This is a genomic window from Nocardia sp. CWNU-33, from assembly GCF_046764895.1.
In the GTDB taxonomy this organism is placed as follows: Bacteria; Actinomycetota; Actinomycetes; order Mycobacteriales; family Mycobacteriaceae; genus Nocardia.
Genome location: NZ_JBKOQN010000023.1, coordinates 65,662 through 89,649, shown reverse-complemented (window position 1 = coordinate 89,649; position 23,988 = coordinate 65,662). Strand labels below are relative to the sequence as shown.

Below are 23,988 nucleotides of genomic sequence, written 5' to 3'. Positions count from 1 at the left end.
AAGCCGTCACACAACGCTGCTGCGGGCCGCACGGTGCCGCTTACCCCGCATGACGCCTGCCAACCAGACGCCGACCGGCTTGGTGGCGCTGGTGTTCGGCATGAGGTCGGCGAAAGGCGCATGCGCCCGGCCGACTTCGGCGGCATCGGCGATGTAGGCGGACACCGAACTGGCATGGCCCGCCGCCACGGCATGTTCGGCGGTGACGACCAGTTCCTCGGGGAGTGTCAAGGTGATTCGGCGGGTTGTCATGTCTTCCATCATCCTCGCCTGGGCAAACTCTGTATGCATGACGTGCCGATCGGCGTGAAGTGTCGGCGGGCGCACCCGCCGGCAGGGGGATGTGGGCGGGCGCCCCGCTATTCAGTTGGTTTCGGATGCATCGCCGCGATCAGCGAGTTGGGACGCATGTCGAGCCAGTGGGATTCGACGTATTCCAGGCAGGCGGCGCGGGACGCAGCGCCGTAGGCGATGGTCCAGCCGCCGGGGACGGCCGCGAAGATCGGCCACATCGAATGTTCGCCCTCCTCGTTGATCAGGACGTAGAACTGGGCGTCATCGTCGTCGAACGGGTTGTTCATCGGGGGACCTTCCTGGTGGGAACGGAGAATGAGGATCACGCACGGTCCGCATCGGCCAAGACCGTGGTCAGCACATGGCCGATACGGGCAAGGGCGGACCCGGAAGTCATGCGCCAGTGCGAGGACTGGACGGCATGGTTGTGCACGATGCCGTCGATGGCGTCCGACCAGCTCGCGGCGCCGGTTGCGCCGGTCGGGTCATCGAGTGCCGCGGTGAAATAGACGAGATTGCCCTTGTAGGGGCGCGGGCGGTAACGGGTGATGAGCTGCAGTGAGCGGGTGCCCGCGTCCAGTACCCGGCCGAGTCGCTCGGCGCCGAAGGAGGCAAACCGTTCCGGCAACTCGCCGATGCGCTGTGCGAGCCGGGTGCGGTCGAGTTCAGTGTCGGCGTCGTCGGCCTGTTCGCCGAGCAGGCCACCGAGCAGATCGGCCAGCGGCACCGTCGCCGACTCGTCCACCGCGATGTTCAGCGAGCTGTCCATCATGGCGAGCAAGGCGACATGCTGGCCCTGATCCTGCAAGTGGATCGCCACCGCGTGCGCGAGCACACCGCCGAGCGACCAGCCGAGCAGGTGGTAAGGGCCTTCCGGTTGGACGGCCCGGATTTCTCGTGCGTAGCGCAACGCCCAGTCCTCGATCGAATCCGGCAGGGCAGCATCCGAACTCAGCACCGGCGACTGGATGCCGTAGATGCCGCGCTCGGGATCGATATACGCGGCAAGCCCCGCGAAAGACCATGCGACGCCACCGACCGGATGCAGGCAGAACAGCGGCTCGCGGGCACCGTCCGGCCGCAGCGGCAGCAGCACGTCGAATGCCGCGTGTGCCTCGACTCGGCCGCGGCCGGACCGATGCGCGCCCAGCTGCGCGACCACACCCGCCGGTGTCGGGGCGGCGAACAGCCAGACCACCGGGATCTCTTCGACGATCGCGGCACTGAGCTGGGCGGCGAGCCTGGTGGCGAGCAGCGAGTTGCCGCCGCGTTCGAAGAAGTTGTCATCGAGCCCGATTCGCCCGGCATCGAGCACCTCGGCGAAGACCGCGCAGACGGTCTGCTCCAGTTCGGTGGTCGGCGCCCGGAATTCGCGGGTACTCGTTTCCGGTCGCGGCAGGGCCGCACGATCGACCTTGCCGTTCGCGTTCAGCGGCAAGGCATCGAGCTGCCGCAGCATCGCCGGGACCATGTAGCTGGGCAGCACATCGGTCAGCGCCGAGCGCAGCGCGTCCTGCTCGAGCTGCTCGGTCGCGGTGAAATATCCGATCAGCATCGCGTTCGCGCCGCCGGTGTGCTCGGCGACGACGACGGCCTCGGACACCATGCGTTGCGAGCGCAGCGCATGTTCGATCTCGGCGAGCTCGATGCGGTAGCCGCGGACCTTCACCTGGAAGTCGCGGCGTTCGATGTACTCGAGGTTGCCGTCCGCGCCCCAGCGCACGATGTCGCCGGTGCGGTACAGGCGCGTCCCCGGTGTGCCGAACGGGTTGGCAACGAACCGTTCCGCGGTCAGCTCCGGCCGGCCGTGATACCCCCTGGCCAGCTGCGCCCCGCCGAGGTACAGCTCGCCGGTGACGCCGGCCGGAACCGGATGCATCCGGTCGTCGAGGACATAGACCTGGTTACCCGACTCCGGGGTGCCGATCGGCGCCACCGCGTGCCTGGTGCCGGCACCAGCCGGGAATCGAGTGACCGAGACCGCCGCTTCGGTGGGGCCGTACAGGTTGTCGATCCGGGCACTGGTGAGCGCACCGACGCGATCGACGGTCGCGGTAGGCAATGCCTCGCCGATGACGAGCAGCCTGCACAGGACGCGCGGCAGGCGGCGGACACCGGACGCCTCGGCCACCATGGCGAGCAGCGAAGGTACCAGCGTCACCGTGGTCACCGATGCGCGTCGAATCAGATCCACCAGCGCGGCCGGATCACGCTGGACACCCTGCGGCGCGAGCACTACCCGGGCTCCGGTGCGCAGGGCCCACCAGAATTCCCACACCGAGAGGTCGAACGCCGCCGAGGTCATCAGCAAGCTCGCGTCGTCGGTGTCCAGGCGGTACTCCGACTGCATCCAGTCCAGTTGGTGTGCGACGGCCGCGTGTGGCACCGCAACACCCTTGGGGGTGCCGGTCGAGCCGGAGGTGAAGATGACATAGGCGGTGTTCGACGGCGTGAGTGCCGCCACCCGCTCCTCGGCGCGCACCGGGCCCGCATCCGCCACCGCGTCGGCGATCGAGATATCCAGCACCACATCGTGTTGCGCCACCGCTTGCGGCAACATCGGCGCTCCGGTGGCCGTCAGCACCAACGCGGGGTTGGCGGCGGCCAGCACGCTCACGGTGCGTTCCAGCGGATGCGCGGGGTCGAGCGGCACGTATGCGCCGCCCGCGGCCACCACCGCATACATCGCGACCATCAGGTCGACGCTGCGCGGGATGGCGAGAGCCACCAGCGCTTCCGGGCCGATACCGCGTCCGATGAGGGCGCGCGCCAGCCGGTGCACCCGAGCGCCGAACTCCGCGTAGGTCAGGGTGGTCTCGTCATCGACTACAGCCACCGCGTCCGGCGTCCGTGCCACCTGCGTGTCGAACGCGGTGACCAGAGTGGCCGGTGCGAATGTCCGGTCGGCCCGGTTCCAGGTCACGACCATGCGCTCGTGTTCGACGGTGTCGAGCAGCGCGAGATCACCGACCGGCACGTGCGGCGCGGAGCACACCGCGGTCAGCAGCCGTTGCAGACGTCCGGCGAAGCCCGCGACCGTGGACTCGTCGAACAGCGCCGTCGCGTAGGTGATCGAGGCGGACATGCCCGCTGGATCGCCGTCCGTGTCGTATCGATCGGTCACCACCAGGTGCACGTCGAATTGTGAGACCTCGTAGTCGAAATCGGCCGCGGTGGCGGTCGATCCGTCCAGTGCGAAGTCCGCCTCGGTCTGGTTGTGGAAGGAGAAGCCGACTTGGAACAGCGGATGCCGCGCGGTCGAGCGCTCCGGATTCAGCACCTCGACCAGACGCTCGAACGGCACATCCGCGTGGGAGAAGGCCGCCACATCCCCGGTGCGAACCTGGTCGAGCAGCTCGATGAATCCCGCGGCCGCATCCACCTGGGTGCGCAGCACCAGGGTGTTCACGAACATACCGACCACATCGTCGAGCGCGGCCTCGCCGCGGCCCGCGATCGGGGTACCCAGCGCGATGTCCTGCGTTCCCGCCAGGCGTGCAAGCAGGACCGCGAACGCGGCGTGCACCACCATGAACAGCGTCGCGCCGGACGCGCGGCCCAGCTCCGTCAGGCGGGCGTGCACCTGCGCGTCAATCGCGAAATCCACATGCCTGCCGCGGGTGGAGGCGACGGCCGGTCGCGGCCGATCGGTCGGCAGGGCAAGCTGGGCGGGCAGTTCGGCGAGTGTTTCGGTCCAGAACCGGAGTTGCCGGGAGACCAGCGAGTCGGGATCGTCCTCGGAGCCGAGCAGGCGCCGTTGCCACACGCTGTAATCCGCGTACTGCACCGGAAGCGGAGCCCACGCGGGAACGTTGCCCTGCTTGCGCGCGGCGTAGGCGATCATGACGTCGCGGGCCAGCGGCACCAGTGACGAACCGTCGGCGGCAATGTGATGCACAACCACTACGAGCACGTGCTCGTCGGCCGTTGCCGCCTCGGCAGCGACGGGAACGAACAGTCGGGCCCGCACCGGCACCGATTCGGTGACGTCGAAACCGTCGCCGATGAAATCGGTTACCGCGGCGACGAGGTCGTCGGGGGAAATCCGGATCGGTGCGAGCGTGGGCACGCCCGCCTGCTCGATCGGCAGCACCACCTGCACCGGGCCGGAATCGCGCTGCGGGTAGACGGTGCGCAGCACCTCGTGGCGTGCCACCACATCGGTGATCGCCGCGTTCAAGGCGGTGACATCGAGATCGCCGGTCAGCCGGACCGCCAACGGAATGTTGTAGGCGGTGGATTGGCGGTCCAGGCGGTTGAGGAACCACATGCGCTGCTGCGCGAGCGACAGCGGGACCGGATCCGTTCCGATGCGCCTGGTCAGTGCCGGACGTGCCGGTGCTGCGGCCGGATCGGTGGCGGCAAGGGCGGCAGCCATGGCGTGCACCATCGGGTGCTCGAAGACCATCCTGACCTCGACCGTCAGATCCAGGCGGTTGCCGAGCCGAGCGGCCAGTTGCGTGGCGATCAGCGAATTGCCGCCGAGCGCGAAGAAGTCGTCGTCGGCACCGACCGCATGCGCCCGGTCGAGGCCGAGCACATCCGCGATGGTCTCGGCGACTGCGTGCTCGAAGGCGGTCTCCGGTGCGCGGTAGGCGGCGGTGCTCGCCTGCACGGTCCGGAAATCGGGTTCCGGCAATGCTTTTCGATCCAGCTTGCCGGTGGGGGTCAGCGGCATGTGGTCGAGCACCATGATGGCGGCGGGCACCATGTAGGCCGTCAGTGCGCGTCCGGCGAAGGCGGCGAGCTCTGCGGTGTCGATCGTGGCGTACGCGGCGGCGACCACGTAGGCGACCAGCGACACGTTTCCCGCGTGGTCGGTGTGGCCGATGGTCACCGCGTATTCGACGGTGTCGTGCGCGGCGAGCACGGTGTCGATCTCACCGAGCTCGATGCGCAAGCCGCGCACCTTGACCTGGTGATCGGCGCGTCCCACGTAGTGGATCGCACCCCCGGTGGTCCAGCGGACCAGATCGCCGGTTCGGTACAACCGTCCGCCCGCGGGGCCGTAGGGGTCGGCGATGAAGCGGTCTGCCGACAGTGCGGGCCGCACATGGTAGCCACGGGCGAGGCCTGGTCCGCGCAGGTACAGCTCACCGGTGACCCCGACCGGGACCGGTTGCAGTCCGGTGTCGAGCACCACTGCCGACATGCCGTGAATCGGCGTGCCGATGTCGAACGGATCGCCGGGACGGATCCGTTCGCTGATATTAGTGATGACCGTGGTTTCCGTCGGGCCGTAGGTGTTGAAGAAGGCACGCGTGGTTCCCCAGCGCTGCACCACATCCGGGCTGTAGGACTCGCCGCCGACCGTCAGATGCGTGAGCTCGGGCAGCTGCGCCCCGTCGAGGGTTTGCAACACGGCCGGCGTGATGAACGCATGGGTCACGCGTTGGTCGCGGATGAGCGCGGTCAGTTCGGCGCCACCGTAGACACCGGATGGTGCGACCACCATCGCCGCGCCGGCGGGCAGCGCGAGCAGCAGTTCGAGCATCGAGGCGTCGAAGCTCGGCGAGGTGACGTGCAGTGTCCTGGATGCCGAGGTAATCGCGTACCGATCATGCTGGGCACGTGCGATACCGGCGAGGCCCGCGTGCGTGGCCGGCACACCCTTGGGGACGCCGGTCGAGCCGGAGGTGTAGATCATCCACGCGGGGTTATCGATCCGTACCGGGCGGACCAGTTCGTCCGCACCGATCGGCCCCGCGCTCGTGTGCCGGATCCGCGCCGCGACAGCGGGCGCGTCCAGCATCAGCCATTCGGCGCCGCCGGGCAGCCCCGGCCGGCTCGCGGTGGTCGTCAGTCCGACCGCCGCACCGGAATCCGACAGCATGTGCGCAATCCGATCGGCCGGGTAGGTCGGATCGACCGGAACGAAGGCGGCACCGGTCTTTGCCACTGCCCATACCGCGAGCACCGACTCGGCCGAACGCGCAATGGCCACGGCGACGAAGTCTTCTGCGCCGATGCCGTGACCGATGAGCATTCTGGCCAGCCGCGACGACTGCTCGTCCAAGGCTCGATAGGTCAGCTCCATGTCGGTCGCGATCAGTGCGGTGGCATCGGGATTCATGGCGACGGCCGCGGCCATCAGCTCAGCGAGGGTCTGCGCCCGCACCGGGTTGGCGCCCCGCCTGCCGAGCAGTTCGGCGCGTTCGGCAGGAGCGAGCAGGTCGGCCGCACCGATCGCGGTATCGGGATTCGCGGTGAGCGCGCCGAGGAGGCGGCCGAATCGGCGCAGCAGCGTGGCGGCGGTGTCCGCGTCGAACAGGTCCGTGGCGTAATTCAGCTCAACCGCGAGGTGACCGTCGGCATCCGGCTCGGCGGCGACGGTGAACTGCAGATCGAATCGCGCCACCGACTCGTCGAATTCGACCGGCGTCAGGTCGAGGCCGGGCACCGAGACGGTGCCGGTCCCGGTGTCGGCGTAGCTGAGCGCGACGGTGAAAAGCGGATGGCGCGCCTGCGAGCGCTCGACGCCGAGTTCGTCGACGACTCGCTCGAACGGAACCGTCGCATGGGCGAAGGCCGCCAGATCGACCGTCCGCGTCTGCGTGAGCAGTTCGGTGAACGACAGATTGTGGTCCGGGCGGGTGCGCAGCACCAGGGTGTTGACGAACATGCCGACCAGATCGTCGAGCGCGGCCGCACCGCGCCCGGCAACCGGTGTGCCGATGGCGATATCGGTGGATCCGGACAGTCGAGCGAGCAGCACCGTGAGGGCGGCGTGCACGACCATGAACGAGGTCGCATTGTGCTGTCTCGCCAGCTCGTGCACGCGAGCGCCGATACCGCCACCGATCCGTGCGCGAATGTTCGCGCCACGCTTGGAGGCGACGCCAGGCCGCGGCCGGTCGGTGGGCAGCGCGAGCTCATCGGGCAATTCGCGCAGGGTTTCACGCCAGTACGCGAGCTGCGGTGCGGCCACCGAATCCAGCGACTGCGTCTGCCACAGCGCATAGTCGGCGTACTGCGCGGCGAGTGCGGGCCAGGTCGGCGCGGTGTCGAGCAGTCGCGACAGATAGGCCGACACCAAGTCACGCAGCAGGGGATTCATCGAATAGCCGTCTGCGGCAATGTGGTGCAGCACGGCGACGAGCACGTGACTGGATTCGTGCTCGCGCAGCAGCACCGCGCGCACCGGCACCTCGGTGCTGACATCGAAGCCGGTACCGATGAATTCGGCGATGCGCTCCTCGACCGACCGCAACTCACCGGTGTCGATGACCAGCCGTACCGGCCCCGGATCGGCGGGCAGGATCACCTGGTGGCCGGTGCCGGTGGGATCCACCGGATACATCGTGCGCAGCACCTCGTGCCGCGTGACCACATCGGCGAACGCGGCGCACAGGGCGACTTCGTCGAGTTCGCCCCGGATGCGCACGGCGACCGGAATGTTGTGCACGGCCGACGCCGGGTCGAGGCGGTTGAGGAACCACATGCCACGCTGCACCGGCGCGAGGGGAACGAGCTCGGGGCGCGGTCCGGCGATCAGCGGCACTACCTGTTCGGCCGCGGCCGCTTCGGCGGCGAGTCCGGCGGCCAGCGCCCGCACGGTAGGCGTCTCGAACAGCAGCCGCACCGGAACCCGCCGACCGAGCCGCTCGCCGAGCCGAGCGAGCACTCGGGTCGCGATCAGCGAATTGCCACCGAGGTCGAAGAAGCTGTCGTCGGCACCGACGGGCGAGGACCCGAGCACTGCCTCGAACGCCGCGGCGACCAGACGCTCGGCCGGGGTGACCGGCGCGCGATAGGCGGTCCGGTCGAACACCGGTTCCGGCAAGGTGTTTCGATCGAGTTTGCCGGAAGCATTGAACGGGAAGGCATCCAGCACCACGACCGCCGAGGGCACCATGTAGGACGGCAACGCGTCGGACGCGGCGCGTAACACTCGGCTCTCGACATCGTCGGCTCCGATTTCACCCAGCGCGATCACGTACACAACCAGGTGATCGCCGACGACCCCGGCGGCGGCCTGGCCGACACCCGGCACAGCGGCCACGACGGATTCGATCTCGCCCAGTTCGATGCGCTGCCCGCGGAACTTCACTTGGAAGTCGGTGCGGCCCAAGTACACCAATTCGGCGGTGGTCGCGCCGGTTTCCCAGCGAACCAGATCGCCGGTGCGGTACATGCGCTCGCCGGGCACGCCGAAGGGGTTGGCGACGAAACGGTCCGAGGTGAGCTCGGGCCTGCCGTGGTAGCCGCGGGCGAGCTGGGTGCCCGCCAGGTAGAGCTCTCCCGCGACACCGGGCAGCGCCGGGCGCAGGCGCGAATCCAGCACGTAGACCCGGCTGTTCCATTCCGGATTGCCGATCGGCATGACGGTGCGATCGATTTCGCCGGTGACGTCGCGGTGGGTGATGCTCACCGCCGCCTCGGTGGGACCGTACAGATTGTGCAGCCGGGCCCTGCTGACGGCGCCGAAGGCACGGACGGTTTCGGCGGGCAATGCCTCACCGATGACGAACACCGTGCGCAGCGTCGCGAGCGCGGCGGCGTCGGTGTGCCCCGCGAAAACGCTCAGCATCGACGGAACGAAATCGGTGACGGTGACGCCGTGCTCGGCAATGACCTCGGTCAGATAACCCGGATCGCGGTAGCCCTCCGGGGTGGCCAGGACCAGGGTCGCCCCGATCCGTAGCGGCAAGAAGTACCCCCACAGCGAGACGTCGAAGGTGGTCGCCGTCTTCTGCAAGTACACATCCTGCGCGGTCAGCTCGTACTCCGACTGCATCCAGGTCATCTGGTTGACGATCGCGGCATGCGAGACGCTGACGCCCTTGGGCTTACCGGTCGACCCGGAGGTGAAGAGAACATAAGCGGGGTGGTGCGGGTGGAGGGCGGCGGTCCGCTCGTCGGCCGCGATCGGGTCGTCGGCGTAGCCGTTCAGGTCCACCGAGTCGAGGCAGATCGTCGGACCGCAGTAGCCGAAGTCGGCTCGATCGGCTTCGATGGTGAGCAGCGCGGCAGGCTGTGCGATATCGAGAATGTGCGCGATGCGTCGGCTCGGATGATCCGGATCGATCGGGACGTAGGCGCCACCGGCCTCGAGCACCGCATACATCGCGACCACCAGGTCGATCGAGCGCCGAATAGCCAGCGCCACCAGCGATTCCGGGCCGACTCCCGCGGCGATCAAGCACCGGGCGAGCTGGTTGGTCCGACGGTCCAATTCGCCGTAGGTGATAGTCGCACCGGCGCTGCCGTTCTCGGCCGCGAATACCAGCGCCGTGGCGTCCGGGGTGGCCGCGGCCTGCGCCTCGAACTCGTCGAGCAGCAGTTCCGCGATGAACGCGGTGTGCGACGAGTCGTTCCACCGATGCACCACCCGGTCCCGTTCGCCGGACGCGAACAGGTCGATATCGCCGACCACCTGCTCGGGGTCGGCGACCACCGCCGCCAGCAGGCGGGTGAATCTGGCGCCGATGGTGAGGATCGTCGACTCGTCGAAAAGATCTGTCGCATAAGTGAATCGGAGCGCGTCATCGGCGACGGTCAGCTGCAAGTCGAATCGGGTCGTCGCGTACTCGACATCATGCTCGGCGAGGCTCACCCCGGCCGGCTCGACCGCGACCGGCTCGAGGTTCTGGAAGAACAACGCGATCTGGAACAACGGATGGCGCGCTTCGGAGCGGGGTGGGTCGAGCACCTCGACCAGTCGCTCGAACGGCACCTCGGCGTGCGCGAAGGCATCCAGGTCGCCCTCGCGCACCCGCCGCAGCACGGCGGCGAAGGTCTCCGAACCGGGCACCTCGGCGCGCAGCACCAAGGTATTGACGAACATGCCGACCAGATCGTCGAGTGCGGCAGCGCCCCGGCCCGCGATCGGTGCACCGATGGCGATGTCTTCCCCGCCCGACAACCTGGCGAGCAGCGTAGCGAGCGCGGCATGCACCACCATGAACGGGCTGGCATCGTATCGCCGTGCGATGGTGGCGATCCCGTCTCGAAGCGCCGCATCGAGAGCGAAGGTGACGGTCGCCGCGGCATGGGTGGCGATCGCCGGACGCGGCCGGTCGGCAGGTAGATCGAGCTGTGCGGGCAGCCCACGCAGGGTCTGCTGCCAGTACCGCAATTGTGCCGCGGCCAGCGATTCCGGGTCGTCCTCGGCCCCGAGCAGCTCGCGCTGCCAGAGCGCGTAATCGGCGTACTGTACGTCGAGTTCGGTCCAGGCCGGCGCGCCGCCGGTGACGCGCGCCGCATAGGCGGTGGCGATATCGCGAGCCAGCGGGCCCATCGAAAAGCCGTCGGCCGCGATGTGATGCACCACGAGCGCGAGCATGTGTTCGCGATCGGACAGTCGGGCCAGGCCGATGCGCAGCGGCACCGCCGCGGTGACGTCGAACGGTGCTGCCACCAGATCCACCAGCGCGGCAGCCACATTCGCCGGATCGAGCGCCACGATCGGCGGTGTGTGCGTGCGGTCCAGGATCTGCTGGAACCCGGTGCCGTCGATATCCGGGTAAACGGTGCGCAGCGTTTCGTGCCTGCCGACCACATCGGCGAGCGCGGCGGCCAGTGCGCCGGTGTCGAGGTCACCGGTCAGCCGGATGGCGACCGGGATGTTGTTGACCGTCTCGTCCGGGTCGAAACGGTTGAGGAACCACATGCGCTGCTGCGCGAGTGACAGCGGCACCAGCTCGGGCCGTGGCCGCGCAGCGAGCTTCGGACGGCGGCTGGTACCTGCCAGCCGGGCCGCCCGGGCGGCGAGCCCCGCCACGGTCGGCGTTTCGAACAACAGCCGGACCGGGATGTCCGCGTCCATCGCGCCGCCGAGCCGCGCGGCCACCTGGGTGGCGATCAGCGAGTTGCCGCCGAGTGCGAAGAAGTCGTCTTCCGCGCCGAACTTTTCAATGCCGAGCAGCTCGCCGATGATGCCTGCGACCGTGTGCTCGGCATCGGTCTCCGGTGCGCGATAGGCCACCGTCCGAAACTCCGGCGCGGGCAGCGCCGCGCGGTCGAGTTTGCCGGAAGCGTTGAGCGGGAGAGTATCCAGCACGACGAACGCCGACGGCACCATGTAGGCGGGCAGCACGGCGTTCAGCTCGGCTCGCACGCCGTCGGTGTCGACTGCCGGCTGCGCCGCGACCAGATACGCGACCAGCTGGTCGCCGAGCCGGTCGTCGGTACGCACCACTACGACGGCTTGTCCGATGGCAGCCATGGCGGTGAGCGCGGCCTCGATCTCGCCGAGTTCGATGCGCAGGCCACGCAGTTTCACCTGGAAGTCGGTGCGGCCCAGGTATTCCAGTTCGCCTGCTGCGGTCCACTGCACCAGGTCACCGGTGCGGTACATCCGCTCACCTGCGCCGAACGGACTGGCCACGAACCGATCCGCGGTCAGCTCCGCGCGGGCCACATACCCCTGTGCCAGTTGCCTGCCCGCCAGGTAAAGCTCGCCCACGACACCGGCGGGCACCGGGCGCAGCCGCGAATCCAGCACGTACACCCGGGTGTTGGACACCGGTCGTCCGATCGGCACCGACACCACATCGGCGTCGGTGACCTCGTGGTAGGTCACATCGACGGCGGCTTCGGTCGGACCGTAGAGATTGTGCAGGCGGGCTCCGGTCAGTGCACGCAGCCGTTGCGCCGTCCCCGCGGGCAACGCTTCCCCGGAAGCGAACACCTGGCGCAGCGAAACACACTGCGCAGCAAGTTCATCGGTGACGAATACAGCAAGCATCGAGGGCACGAAATGCACGACGGTGACCCGCTCGGCAGACATCAGGCGGGCCAGATAGACCGGGTCGCGATGCCCCTCCGGGCGCGCGACGATCAACCGGGCGCCGACCTGCAACGGCCAGAAGAACTCCCACACCGACACATCGAAGGTCGCAGGCGTCTTCTGCAAGACAACATCGTCATCGGAGAGCCGGTATTCGGCCTGCATCCAGCGCAGCCGGTTGACGATCGCCGCGTGCGATACCGTGACGCCCTTCGGTCGACCGGTCGAGCCCGACGTGAAGATCACATAGGCGGGATGGCCAGGGGCCAATATCCCCACCCGATCCGCGTCGGTCAGCGGCTCCGCCGAATAGGCGCCCAGGTCGAGACGGTCGATCCTGATCTGCCGCGCTCCCCCGATTTCCAGATCGCCCCCTGCGGTCAGCACACAGGCGGGTCGCGCGGTCGCGAGCACGTATCCGGTGCGCTCGGCCGGGTGATCCGGGTCGAGCGGAACGTAGGCACCACCCGCGACCGTCACCGCGTACATGCCGATGACCAGGTCGATCGAACGCCGCATCCCCAGCGCCACCAGCGAATCCGGGCCGATCCCCTGCGCGACGAGGAACCGCGCCAATCGGTGCACGCTCACCGCGAAGTCGGAGTAGGACAGGCTCGTGCCCGCCTGGGTCACCGCGGGCGCGAACGGTGTCCGCGCTACCTGAGCCTCGAACAGCGACACCAGCGTCGCCGTTGGGTCGAACTCGGCGGTCGTCGCGTTCCAGGATTCCTGGATGCGCAACCGCTCGCCGTCATCCAACAGTTCGATGTCACCGACCCGCACCGTCGAATCCCGCACTACGGTCTCCAGCACCCGCACGAAACGTGCCGCGAACGACCGGACCGTCAGCTTGTCGAACAGGTCTGTCGCATAACGCAATTCGGCGCGTAGTGCCGTGCCGCCCGACGCGGCGACCTCTGTCAGCGCCAGCGACAACTCGAACTGTGCGACCGGATTGTCCAACTCGAACGCCGAGACCTCCAGCCCGGGCAGCCGCAGCATCGTGTCGTCGCGGTGCTCGAAGGTGAGCAGCGTTTGGATGATCGGCGAATGCGCCTGCGAGCGTGGCGGATTCAGCTCCTCGACCAGACGCTCGAAGGGCAGATCGGCATTCGCGAAGGCACGGACATCGGTGTCGCGCACCTGTGCGAGCAACGCACCGAACGACGCGCCGGGAGACACCGCGGTGCGCAGCACCAGGGTGTTGACGAACATGCCGACCAGATCGTCGAGGGCTTCCTCGGCCCGGCCCGCGATGGGCGTGCCGATCGCGACATCATCGGTTGCTGCCAACCGCGCGAGCACGGTGGCGAAGGCGGCATGGACGACCATGAAGGTCGACACCCCGTGCCTGCGTGCGAGATCGGCAATCGCCGCGGTCATCTCGGCGGCGACCTCGAAGCCGACCGCAGCGCCGCGGCCGGAGGCGACCGGTGGCCGTGGCCTGTCGGTCGGCAGCTCGAGAACCGGTGCGAGCCCGTCGAGTTCGGTGCGCCAGTGCGCGATCTGGCGCGCCAGCACCGATTCCGGATCGGTGGCCGAGCCCAATGCTTCGTGCTGCCACAGGGTGAAGTCCGCGTACTGAACAGGTAGCGGACGCCATTGTGGTTGCCCGCCCGCCGTGCGTGCGACGTAGGCGGCCATCAGGTCCCGGGCCAGCGGGCCGGTGGAGACACCGTCCGCGGCGATGTGGTGCACAACGACGACCAGCACGTGATCGTGCGGCCCGACCCGCAACAGCGTGGCCCGCACCGGCAGGCTGGTGCGCAGCTCGAATCCGAGCCCGACGGCCGCGACGACCGCGCTCGGCAGCTCGTCGGCGGTGACGTCCACCTGGCGCAGCCGCAGACCGACCTCCGCCATGGGCGTGACCACCTGCGCAGGTCCTGCGCCGTCGTCCGGGAAGACCGTCCGCAGCGACTCGTGCCTGCCGATGACATCGAGCAGGGCGGCGCGCAGGGCGGCGAAGTCCAGTGCGCCCGCGAGCCGGATGGTGATCGGGATGTTGTAGACCGCCGACTCCGGATCGAGCCGGTTGAGCAACCACATTCGGGTCTGGGCCTGCGACAGCGGGATTCGCGCCGGGCGCGCCGCGGCAACCAGCGGCGGCAGCGTCCGTTGCGGCGTCCGGGTCACCTGCACGGCCAGTTCCGCGACGGTCGGCGACTCGAATACCGCACGCACGTTCAGATCACAGCCCAGTGCGGCATTCGCGCGGGCGACGAGGCGCATGGCGAGCAGGGAATTGCCGCCGCGCGCGAAGAAGTCGTCGTCGGCGCCGATCGACGCGTCATCGGCGACCCCGAGCAGGTCACCGATCAGCGCGGCAAGCACCGATTCGCACCCCTCGCGTGGCGCACGGAATACCGTGGCCGGACCGGTGAACTCGACGAGCGGCAGTGCCGCGCGGTCGAGCTTGCCCACCGTGGTCAGCGGCATCTCATCCAGCACAACCAGGTGGGTGGGAACCATGTAGCCGGGCAGCCGGTCGCGCACAGCGGCATGCACCGCGGCTGCCGACAGCCCGGTGCCGGACACATAGCCCACCAGGCATTCGGTGCCCGCGGTGTCGGGTGCCAACAGCACCGCGGCGTTCGTGACACCTGCGGCCGCCAGCAACGCCGATTCGATCTCGCCGAGCTCGATCCGCTGACCGCGCAGCTTGACCTGGAAATCGTTGCGGCCCAAGTAGACCAGATCACCGTTCCGGTTCCAGCGCACCAGGTCGCCGGTGCGGTACATGCGAGCCCCTGGTATACCGAACGGGTCGGCGAGAAACCGCTCTGCGGTACGTCCGGTGCGGCCTTCGTAGCCACGCGCCAACTGATCACCCGCCAGATACAGCTCACCTGTCACACCTGTCGGCACCGGACGCAGCCGGGTGTCGAGCACGTAGGCGCGGGTGTTCCAGTTCGGTCGGCCGATGGCCAGATCGGGACCGCGGTCGGCGTCGGTGAATTCGTGGTAGATCGTCGAGATCGCGGCCTCGGTCGGACCGTAGGCGTTGTGCACGACCCCGCCGACGTGCTCACGCAGCGCGCTGAGCAGCTCCGACGGTAATGCCTCACCACCGCAGTGCAAATGGCGGAACGAGCGCAGTGCGTCGCCGTGGCCTTCGGCGATCAGCGCGGCAAGCACCGAGGGCACGTGCTCGGCGATCGTGATGGCGTGTTCGCGCATCAGTCCGGCCAGATAGTCCAGGTCGAGATGACCGTCGGGACGTGGAATCACCAGTGGCGCACCGACGGCGGTGGGCAGGAAGCATTCCCACACCGAAACGTCGAAGGTCAGCGGCGCCCGCTGCATGATCCGATCGTCGGCGGTGACCTCGTATCGGCTTTCCAGCCAGCGCAATTGGTTCATGATGGCGCGATGGCTGGTGGTCACGCCCTTGGGCAGACCGGTCGAGCCCGACGTGAACAGCACATAGGCGGCGTTGTCCGGTCGCAGCGGTGCGATGCGGTCGCTGCCGAGGATCGGGCCTGCGGCCAGGCTCGTGAGTTCCAGCTGATCGACCGCGCTCACCCGGACGCCGGGCAGCACGGGAAGCGTCACCCCGCCCACGGCAAGCACCAGCCGCGCGCCTGCCGTACCGAGGATGTGTGCGATCCGTTCGGCAGGATGATCGGGATCGACGGGTAGATACGCGCCGCCCGCCTGCACGATCGCGAACATCGCCACCACCATGTCGACGGACTTCCGCGCCGCGAGCCCGACGATCGTGTCCGGGCCGATCCCCTCCGAGATCAGCCGGCGGGCCAGCCGGTTCGACCTGGCAGCGAGTTCGCCGTAGGTCACGCAGACGCCCTCGAACAGCAGCGCGGCCGCATCGGGGCTCGCCGCGGCGCGGCGGTCGAGCAGGTCACCGAGCGTCTCGCGGGGCAGCCGGTGCACCGTGGCATTGCGGTCGGCGAGCAGCAGTCCGCGCTCGGCCACCGACATCAGCTCGACATCGCCGACCATCGTGCGAGCGTCGCGCACGATGGCGCGCAGCACCCGCTCGAAACCGGCCAGGAAACCGGCGGCAGTGTGTTCGTCGAACAAGTCGAGTGCGTAGTGCAGGTGCACGTCGATGCCGTCGGCCGAGCCGTCGGTGTCGTAGCGGTCGGTGAGCGTCCAGTCCAAGTCCACCTGGATCGGACCCGGACCCGCATCGATGGCGGCGATAGCGAGCCGGTTGAGCCGGAAGTCCGGCTTGGTCTGGTTCTGCAACGTCAGCGACACCTGGTACAGCGGCGCATGTGCCCGGGAGCGAACCGGATTCAGCACCTCGACCAACTGCTCGAACGGCACCACCGCGTGATCGAATGCGGCGAGATCGGTGTCGCGGACGTTGGCGAGCAGCTCGGCGAGGCGCGCGTCGGGTCGAACGTCGGTGCGCAGCAGCAGCGTATTGACGAACATGCCGACGAGTTCGTCGAGCGCCTCGTCGCCGCGGCCTGCGACCGGCGCGCCGATCACCACCTCGGCGGTGCCTGCGAGGCGGGCGAGCAGCACCGCGAGCGCGGTGTGCAGGACCATGAACAGCGAAACCCGGTGCGTCGTCGCCACATCCTGGATCGACTGGTGCAGTGCACGATCCAGCCGGCCGGTCATCGCGGCCCCTCGGTTGGTGGACACTGCCGGGCGCGGCCGATCCGACGGAAGGGTCAGCACCTCGGGCAGGCCATCCAAACGCCGCGTCCAATAACGCAATTGGCGAGCCAGCACCGACGTCTCGTCGGCGCTACCGCCCAGCGCGGCACGCTGCCAGATCGCGAAATCCGCGTACTGCACCGGTAGTACACCCCAAGCAGGTGCGAGGCCCGCACAGCGGGCCACATAGGCGGCGGCCAGGTCACGGGTCAGCGGGGCGGCCGACCAGCCGTCGGCGGCGATGTGGTGCACCACGAACAGCAGGATGTGCACCTGCTGGTCGGCACGAACCGGCATCTCGCCCGGCTCTTCGCCCAGGCGCAGCAACCGCACCCGCAGCGGCACCTCGGTGGTGACGTCGAAGCCGGTCTGCGCCACGGCTGTGACGATCCGTTCCAACTCGGCGGGGGTAACCGGCTCCGGAACCAGGTCGACCAGGCGGGTTCCGGCGGGCAGGATCAGCTGCGTGGCCGCGCCGTCGCGCTCCGGGTACAGGGTGCGCAGCGTTTCGTGCCTGCCGATCACGTCGGCGATCGCGGCTTGTAGCGCGGGCACGTTCAGCATGCCGGTCAGTCGCAGCGCGAACGGGATGTTGTAGCCGCCGCCACGGGCGTCGAATCGGTTGAGGAACCACATGCGCTGCTGGGCAATCGACAGCGGAATCGCTTCGTCGCGCTCCTGCGCGACCAGCGGCGGCAGCGGCCGTTGTTCGACCTCTGCCGCCGCGATCTTGCGGGCGAGATCGCGCACGGTCGGCGCGTCGAAGACCGCGCGCACCGGGACCTGCGTGGCGAGTGCTTTGGTCAGCCGCGCGGCCAGTTGCGTGGCGATGAGCGAGTTTCCGCCGAGTGCGAAGAAGTCGTCGTCCGCACCGACCCGATCGGCGCCGAGCAGTGCGGCGAACGTCGCTGCCACGATCGATTCGGTGTCGCCGGTGGGCGCGCGGAACTCGACCGCGGCCGGCACCGGTTCGGGCAATGCCCTGCGGTCCAGCTTGCCGACGGGAGTCAGCGGAAGCTGCGCGAGCACCACAATGGCCGCGGGCACCATGTGCGAGGGCAGCGTGCGTGCGGCGAACGCGGTGAGTTCGGTCGGATCCGGCGAGCGGCCCTGTGTAGGCAGCACATAGGAGACGAGAATCGTTGCCCCGGAGGCATGCTCGCGCCCCATCGTAGTCGCGAACTCGATATCCGGGTGTCCGGTGAGCACCGCGTCGATCTCACCGAGCTCGATGCGGAACCCGCGGATCTTCACCTGGAAATCCGAGCGTCCGACGTAATCGAGCTCCCCGTCCAGCCAGCGCACCACATCACCGGTGCGGTACATCCGGGCGCCGGGCGCGCCCCAGGGATTGGCCACGAACCGATCCGCGGACAGCCCGGCGCGATGGTGATAGCCGCGCGCCAAAGCACCACCGGCCAAATACAATTCACCTGTCACACCCGGTGGCACCGGGTTGAGGCGGCCGTCGAGCACCAGCGCCGCCATGCCGTGCACCGGTGTGCCGATGGTGATGTGCCGCCCCGCCGTCAGCTGCGCGTAGGAGGAGATGATCGTGGTCTCGGTCGGGCCGTAGCCGTTGAGATACCGCCGGCCCGGCTGCCATTTGGCCAGTAGTTCCGGTGTCGTCACATCGCCGCCGACCGAGGCCGTCAATAGCTGCTGCTGACCGGCGGGGTCGACGGTGCCGAGCACCGCAGGCGTGATGATCGTGTGGGTCACGCCCTCCGCACGCAGCAACGCGCCGAGCTCCGCGCCGCCGATGATGCTCGACGGCACAATCACCAGTGTCGCGCCAACGGAGAAGGCGCACACCCATTCCAGCACCGACGGATCGAAACTGGGCGAGCAGATGTGCAGGAACCGGTGCTCGGATCCCAGCTGGTAGAGCCGGGTCGCGTGGTCGGTGAGACCACCGAGACCGGAATGCGTCACCGTGACGCCCTTGGGCATACCGGTCGAACCCGACGTGTAGATCACATACGCCGGGTGCTGCATCCGCAGCGGCGTCACGCGATCGGCATCGGTCACGGGCGCGGCGGACTTCGCCGCGCACAGCGCAATCGTCGAGGGCGCGTCGAGGACGAGCCAGGCCACGTCGTCGGGCAGGGCGTCGACGTGGCCGGAACCGGTGATGCCGAGCACCGCGGCGGAGTCGGTCACCATGTGCCGCACCCGATCCACCGGATAGGTCGGATCGACCGGCACGTGCGCACCACCGGCCTTGGCGACGGCGAGCACCGCCGCCACCATCTCATACGATCGCGGGAATGACACCGTGACAAGGCTTTCCGGGCCGACACCACGATCGATGAGGACGCGGGCCAGCCGCGAGGAATAGTCGTCGAGCTCGCCGTAGGTGATCGCTCTGCCCTGGTATCGCACCGCGATCCGGCTCCTACCGAATCGCACGCCTCGGGTGAGCAGATCGGGCAGCAGCGCGGTCGCCATCACCTTGTCGCCGGGCACCCTGGTCAGCGCGGCGTACTCGGACTCGGCCAGCAGCGGCAGATCGCCGACGGCGGCGTCGGGCCGGGCGACGATCTCGGTGAGCAGCCGGGTGAACCGTTGCGCGAATACCCGAACAGTGACTTCGTCGAACAGATCCCGCGCATAGGAGAACTCGGCCAGCAACCCGGCTTCGGCATGGCGGATGGCCAGCGACAGATCGAACTTCGCGGCGTCGAATTCGATATCGACGGCCTCGACGAGCAACCCGGGCAGCTCGAACCGGCTCTCCGGCAGGTCCTCCGAGGTCAACGCCACCTGGAACAGCGGGTGCCGTGCCGTTGAACGCTCCGGATTCAACAGCTCGACCAGCCGCTCGAACGGCAGATCGGCGTGTGCGAACGCCTGCAGGTCGGCGTCTCGGGTTCGCTCCAGCAACGCCGTGAACGTCGCCTGGCCCGGCACCTGAGTGCGCAACACGAGTGTGTTGACGAACATGCCGATCAGGTCGTCGAGTTCGGTGTCGCCGCGGCCGGCGATCGGGGTGCCGATCGCGATGTCTTCGGTGCCCGACATGCGTGCCAGGAAGACTGCGAGTGCGGTGTGCACGACCATGAAGAGGGTCGCCTGCTGCGCGCGGGCGATCCGCTGCAGACCCTGGCGCAACTCCTCGTCGATCGGAAACGCCACCCGCCCACCGGCATACGACGGCACCGACGGCCGTGGCCGGTCCGAGGGCAGATTCAGCTCCGCGGGCAGGCCGTCGAGGGTGCGGCGCCAGTATGCGGCCTGTGCCGAGATCAGACTGTCCGGATCGGATTCCGCGCCGAGCGCCTCGCGCTGCCAGATGCTGTAGTCCGCGTACTGCACCGGCAGCGGCGCCCACGCCGGCGCGACCCGTGCGGCACGCGCCACGTAGGCCGCCATCACGTCTCGCGTGAGCGGCCCCATGGACCACCCATCCGCGCTGATGTGGTGCGCGACGAGCACCAGGACGTACTCCGGATCGGCGTCGGGGCCGGGGCCGAGGACCCGGAACAGTTCGGCCCGCAGTGGGACCTCGCTGGTCACATCGAACCCGCCGGACACCTCCGCGGCGATGCGCGCACCGAGCGATTCGGCCTCCACCGGAATGGGGGTCAGGTCGACAACCATCTCGTCGAGGGTCAGCACCAGCTGGTAGGCGACGCCATCCTGCTCCGGATAGACCGTGCGCAGTGCCTCGTGCCTGCCGATCACATCGGTGACGGCCTGCTGCAACGCGGCGATATCCAGATCGCCGGTCAACCGGACCGCGACCGGGATGTTGTGCACCGCCGAGGTGGTGTCGAAGCGGTTGAGAAACCACATTCGCTGCTGCGCCGGCGACAACGGAATCAACTCGGGACGCTGCCCGGGCACCAGTTGACGACGCGGCGCACCGGTCGTGCTCAGTTCGCTCACCGTAGCCGCGAAGCCCGCCACGGTGGACGCTTCGAAGAGCGCACGAACCGGAATCCGGGTACCGACGGCTTTCGCTGCCCGCGCGGTGACCTGGGTGGCGTCCAGCGAGCTGCCGCCGAGTGCGAAGAAGTCGTCGTCCAACCCCACCCGCTCGACCCGAAGCACTTCGGCGAACACCGCGGCCACCAGGCGCTGCGTGGCATTGCTCGGCGCTCGAAAACGGGTGGGCTGCAAGACCGGAAGCGGTAGCGCACCGCGGTCCAGCTTGCCGCTGGTGTTGAGCGGGAACTCGGCCAGCTCGACGAGTGCGGTGGGCACCATGTATCCGGGCAGCTCCCGTGCCAGCGCCGCCTGCACCACGCCGAGGTCGAGCTCGCTGCCCGACGTGCGAACCACATACCCCGCGAGGTAGTCACCGGTGTCGGCACTGATCAAACGCGCCGCGGCCCGACTCACCCCGGGCACCGCGAGCAAGGCGGTCTCGATGTCGGCGAGCTCGATGCGCTGACCGCGGAATTTCACCTGGAAGTCGACGCGACCGAGGTAGACGAGCTCGCCATCCCGGCTCCACCGCACCAGGTCGCCGGTGCGATACATCCGCTCACCACAGCGGCCGAATGGATTCGCGACAAAGCGATCGGCGGTCAGATCCACCCGCCCGTGATAGCCGCGCGCCAGCTGGTCGCCCGCCAGATACAGCTCACCGGGCACCCCGATCGGCACCGGGTGCAGTCGCGAATCCAGCACGTAGACCTGGGAATTCCACTCCGGTTCACCGATTGCCACCAGCGGGGCGTCGTCGGTGGTCACCTCGCGGGCGGTGATCGATACGGCGGCCTCGGTCGGCCCGTACAGGTTGTGCAAAGCGGCGGCGCTCACCGCATGGAAGGCGGCGATGGTCTCGGGCACCAACGCCTCGCCGATGACGAAAACCTCACGCAGCGAGGCGAGTTCACCGGGCTCGGCGTGGGCCGCGAATACCGCAAGCATGGACGGCACGAAGTCGGTCAGCGTAACGCGATGGTGGGCAATAGTTTCCGCGATATAGCGCGGATCGCGGTGCCCGTCCGCAGTGGCGAGCAGCAGGGTCGCGCCTGCGCGCAGCGGCAGGAAGTAGCCCCACAGCGATACATCGAAGGTGGTCGCGGTCTTCTGCAGGTACACATCGCCGGTGCGGATGCGGTATTCGTCGTGCATCCAGGCCAGCTGGTTCGCGATGGCACGGTGCTCGATGGCCACGCCTTTCGGCCTGCCGGTCGAGCCGGAGGTGAAGATGACGTAGGCCGGGTGCTCGGGACGCAGCGTAGCGAGCCGTTCCCGCTCGCCGATCTTGGCGACCGAGTAGCCCGACAGCTCGAGCTCATCGAGGTGCATCAGCGCAACGGCGGCCGCATCGGGCAGCGCGAAGCCGGTCGAGCGCGTGGTCAGCACGACGTGTGGCCGTGCGGTGTCGAGAATGTGCCGAATTCGTTCGGCAGGGTGATCGGGGTCCACCGGTACGTAGGCCCCGCCCGCCCGCAGCACCGCATACATGGCCACGACGAGCTCGATCGAGCGTGGCAGCGCGAGCACCACCAGCGTCTCCGGACCGACGCCGGTCTCGATCAGCAGCCGGGCCAGTCGGTTGGCGCGCTCGGAGAGCTCGGTGTAGGTCAGCTCCGTTGTAGCACTCACCAGCGCAACCGCATTCGGGGTGCGCCGAACCTGGTTGTCGAACCCCTCGTGCAGGAACCGGTCGGCCACCTTGTGCCCGCTGGCATTCCAGCTCGCGGTGACGTAGTCGAGTTCGCCCGCGTCCAGGAGTTCGATATCGCCGACCGGAATATCCGGCGTCGCGACGACAGCACGCAGCAACCGCAGGAACTTCACACCGAACTCGCGGACGGTGGCGGGGTCGAACAGGTCGGTGGCGTAGGTGAATTCGGCGCGGTACCCAGCGTCGGCCGCACCGGTGTCGGAGATGGTCAGCTGCAGATCGAACTTGGCGAACCCGGGATCGAAGTCGACGATGTCCGCGGCCAGGCCCGGCATGGTCAGTGCGATCGGACCGATGTTCTGCATGAAGAGCGCGACCTGGAACAGCGGGTGCCTGGCCTGGGATCGGGCCGGATCGACCACCTCGACCAGGCGCTCGAAGGGGATGTCGCTGTGCGCGAAGGCACGCAGGTCGCGGTCACGGGCGTGGGTGAGGAGGTCGGCGAAGGACGCCGCACCGCGCACCTCGGTGCGCAGCACCAGAGTGTTGACGAACATGCCGACGAGGTCGTCGAGTGCGCGGTCACCGCGACCGGCGACCGGGGTTCCAACCGCTATGTCGGAGGTGCCGGAGAGCCTGGCGAGCAGCGCGGCCAGCGCGGCGTGCAGCACCATGAACGGCGTGGCCCGGCACCGTGCGGCGATCGCGTCGAGCTCGGCCCGCAGTGCGGCATCGATGGCGAACTCGTGCGTCGCGCCGCGGTAGGAGGCGGTCGCGGGGCGGGGACGATCGGCGGGTAGATCCAGTTGGGCCGGTAGCTCGGCTAGTTCGGCGGCCCAGAAGTCGAGCTGGCGTGCGGCCGTGGATTCGGGGTCCGCTTCATCCCCGAGCACCTGCTGCTGCCACAGCGCGTAGTCCGCGTACTGCACCGTCAGCGGAGCCCAGTCCGGCCTGCGTCCGCTTGTGCGGGCGGAATATGCGGTGATCAGGTCACGCGTCAACGGTCCCATCGAGACACCGTCGGCGGCGATGTGGTGCACCACAAGTACCAGCGTGTGGTCCTGTGCGCCGCTGCGCAGCAACCGGACCCGGACCGGGATCTCCTCGGTGACATCGAATCCCTGACCGGCGATCGCCATGACCGCGCCCGCGAGGTCCGCCGCAGGTACCTCCGAGCGCGACAGATCGAACACGGCATGCACCGAACGCACCTGCTGTACCGGTCCGGCGTCGGTCTGCGGGTAGACGGTGCGCAGGATCTCGTGCCGCGCGACGATATCGGTGATCGCCACCGACAACGCCTGGACATCGAGTGCACCACGCAGCCGCAAGGCGACCGGAATGTTGTCCACCGCCGCGGTGTCGAAGACGTACGCGGACTCGGTGTCGGTGCCCAACCGGTTGAGGAACCACATCCGCCGCTGCGCGGGCGACAGCGGAATGCGCTCCGGCCGCGGCCCGGCCACCAGAGCGGGACGTGCCGGTGCGCCGGCGGCGGACAAAGCGGCGAGCGCCGCCACGGTCGGACGGTCGAAGAAGTCACGGACGTCGACGCAGACACCGAGCGCGGCCGCGACCCGGGCAATGGCCCGCGTCGCCATGAGCGAATTGCCGCCGAGGGCGAAGAAGTCGTCGTCGGCTCCGACCCGGTCCGCCTCGAGCAGCTCACCGAAGATCGCCGCAACAGCCCGCTCGGCCGCGGTGGCCGGCTCCCGGTATGCCACAGCGCCAGAACCGAATA

General features: G+C 68.6%; 3 protein-coding genes (1 of these 3 only partly in view). All 3 read right to left on the bottom strand.

Annotation, left to right across the window (positions count from 1 at the left end; translation table 11 throughout):
• Window positions 1–6: 6 nt before the first annotated feature.
• Complete coding sequence (locus ACLMAL_RS27075) at window positions 7–252, bottom strand: hypothetical protein (RefSeq protein WP_328406509.1); 246 nt, start codon at window positions 250–252, stop codon at window positions 7–9.
• Window positions 253–359: 107 nt separating this feature from the next.
• A complete protein-coding gene (locus tag ACLMAL_RS27070) occupies window positions 360–581 on the bottom strand; it encodes an MbtH family protein (RefSeq protein WP_406233499.1) in 222 nt (73 codons plus the stop codon).
• A gap of 35 nt (window positions 582–616) precedes the next feature.
• Window positions 617–23,988: the 3' portion of a non-ribosomal peptide synthase/polyketide synthase gene (locus tag ACLMAL_RS27065; RefSeq protein ID WP_412001651.1), read on the bottom strand. 1,885 nt of this gene lie beyond the right edge of the window; the window shows 23,372 of its 25,257 coding nt (coding positions 1,886–25,257); its start codon lies off the right edge, out of view; the stop codon is at window positions 617–619.

Coding starts and splice junctions, on each gene's coding strand:
- ACLMAL_RS27075 (WP_328406509.1), bottom strand. CDS start 252: ATGACAACCCGCCGAATCACCTTGACACTCCCCGAGGAACTGGTCGTC.
- ACLMAL_RS27070 (WP_406233499.1), bottom strand. CDS start 581: ATGAACAACCCGTTCGACGACGATGACGCCCAGTTCTACGTCCTGATC.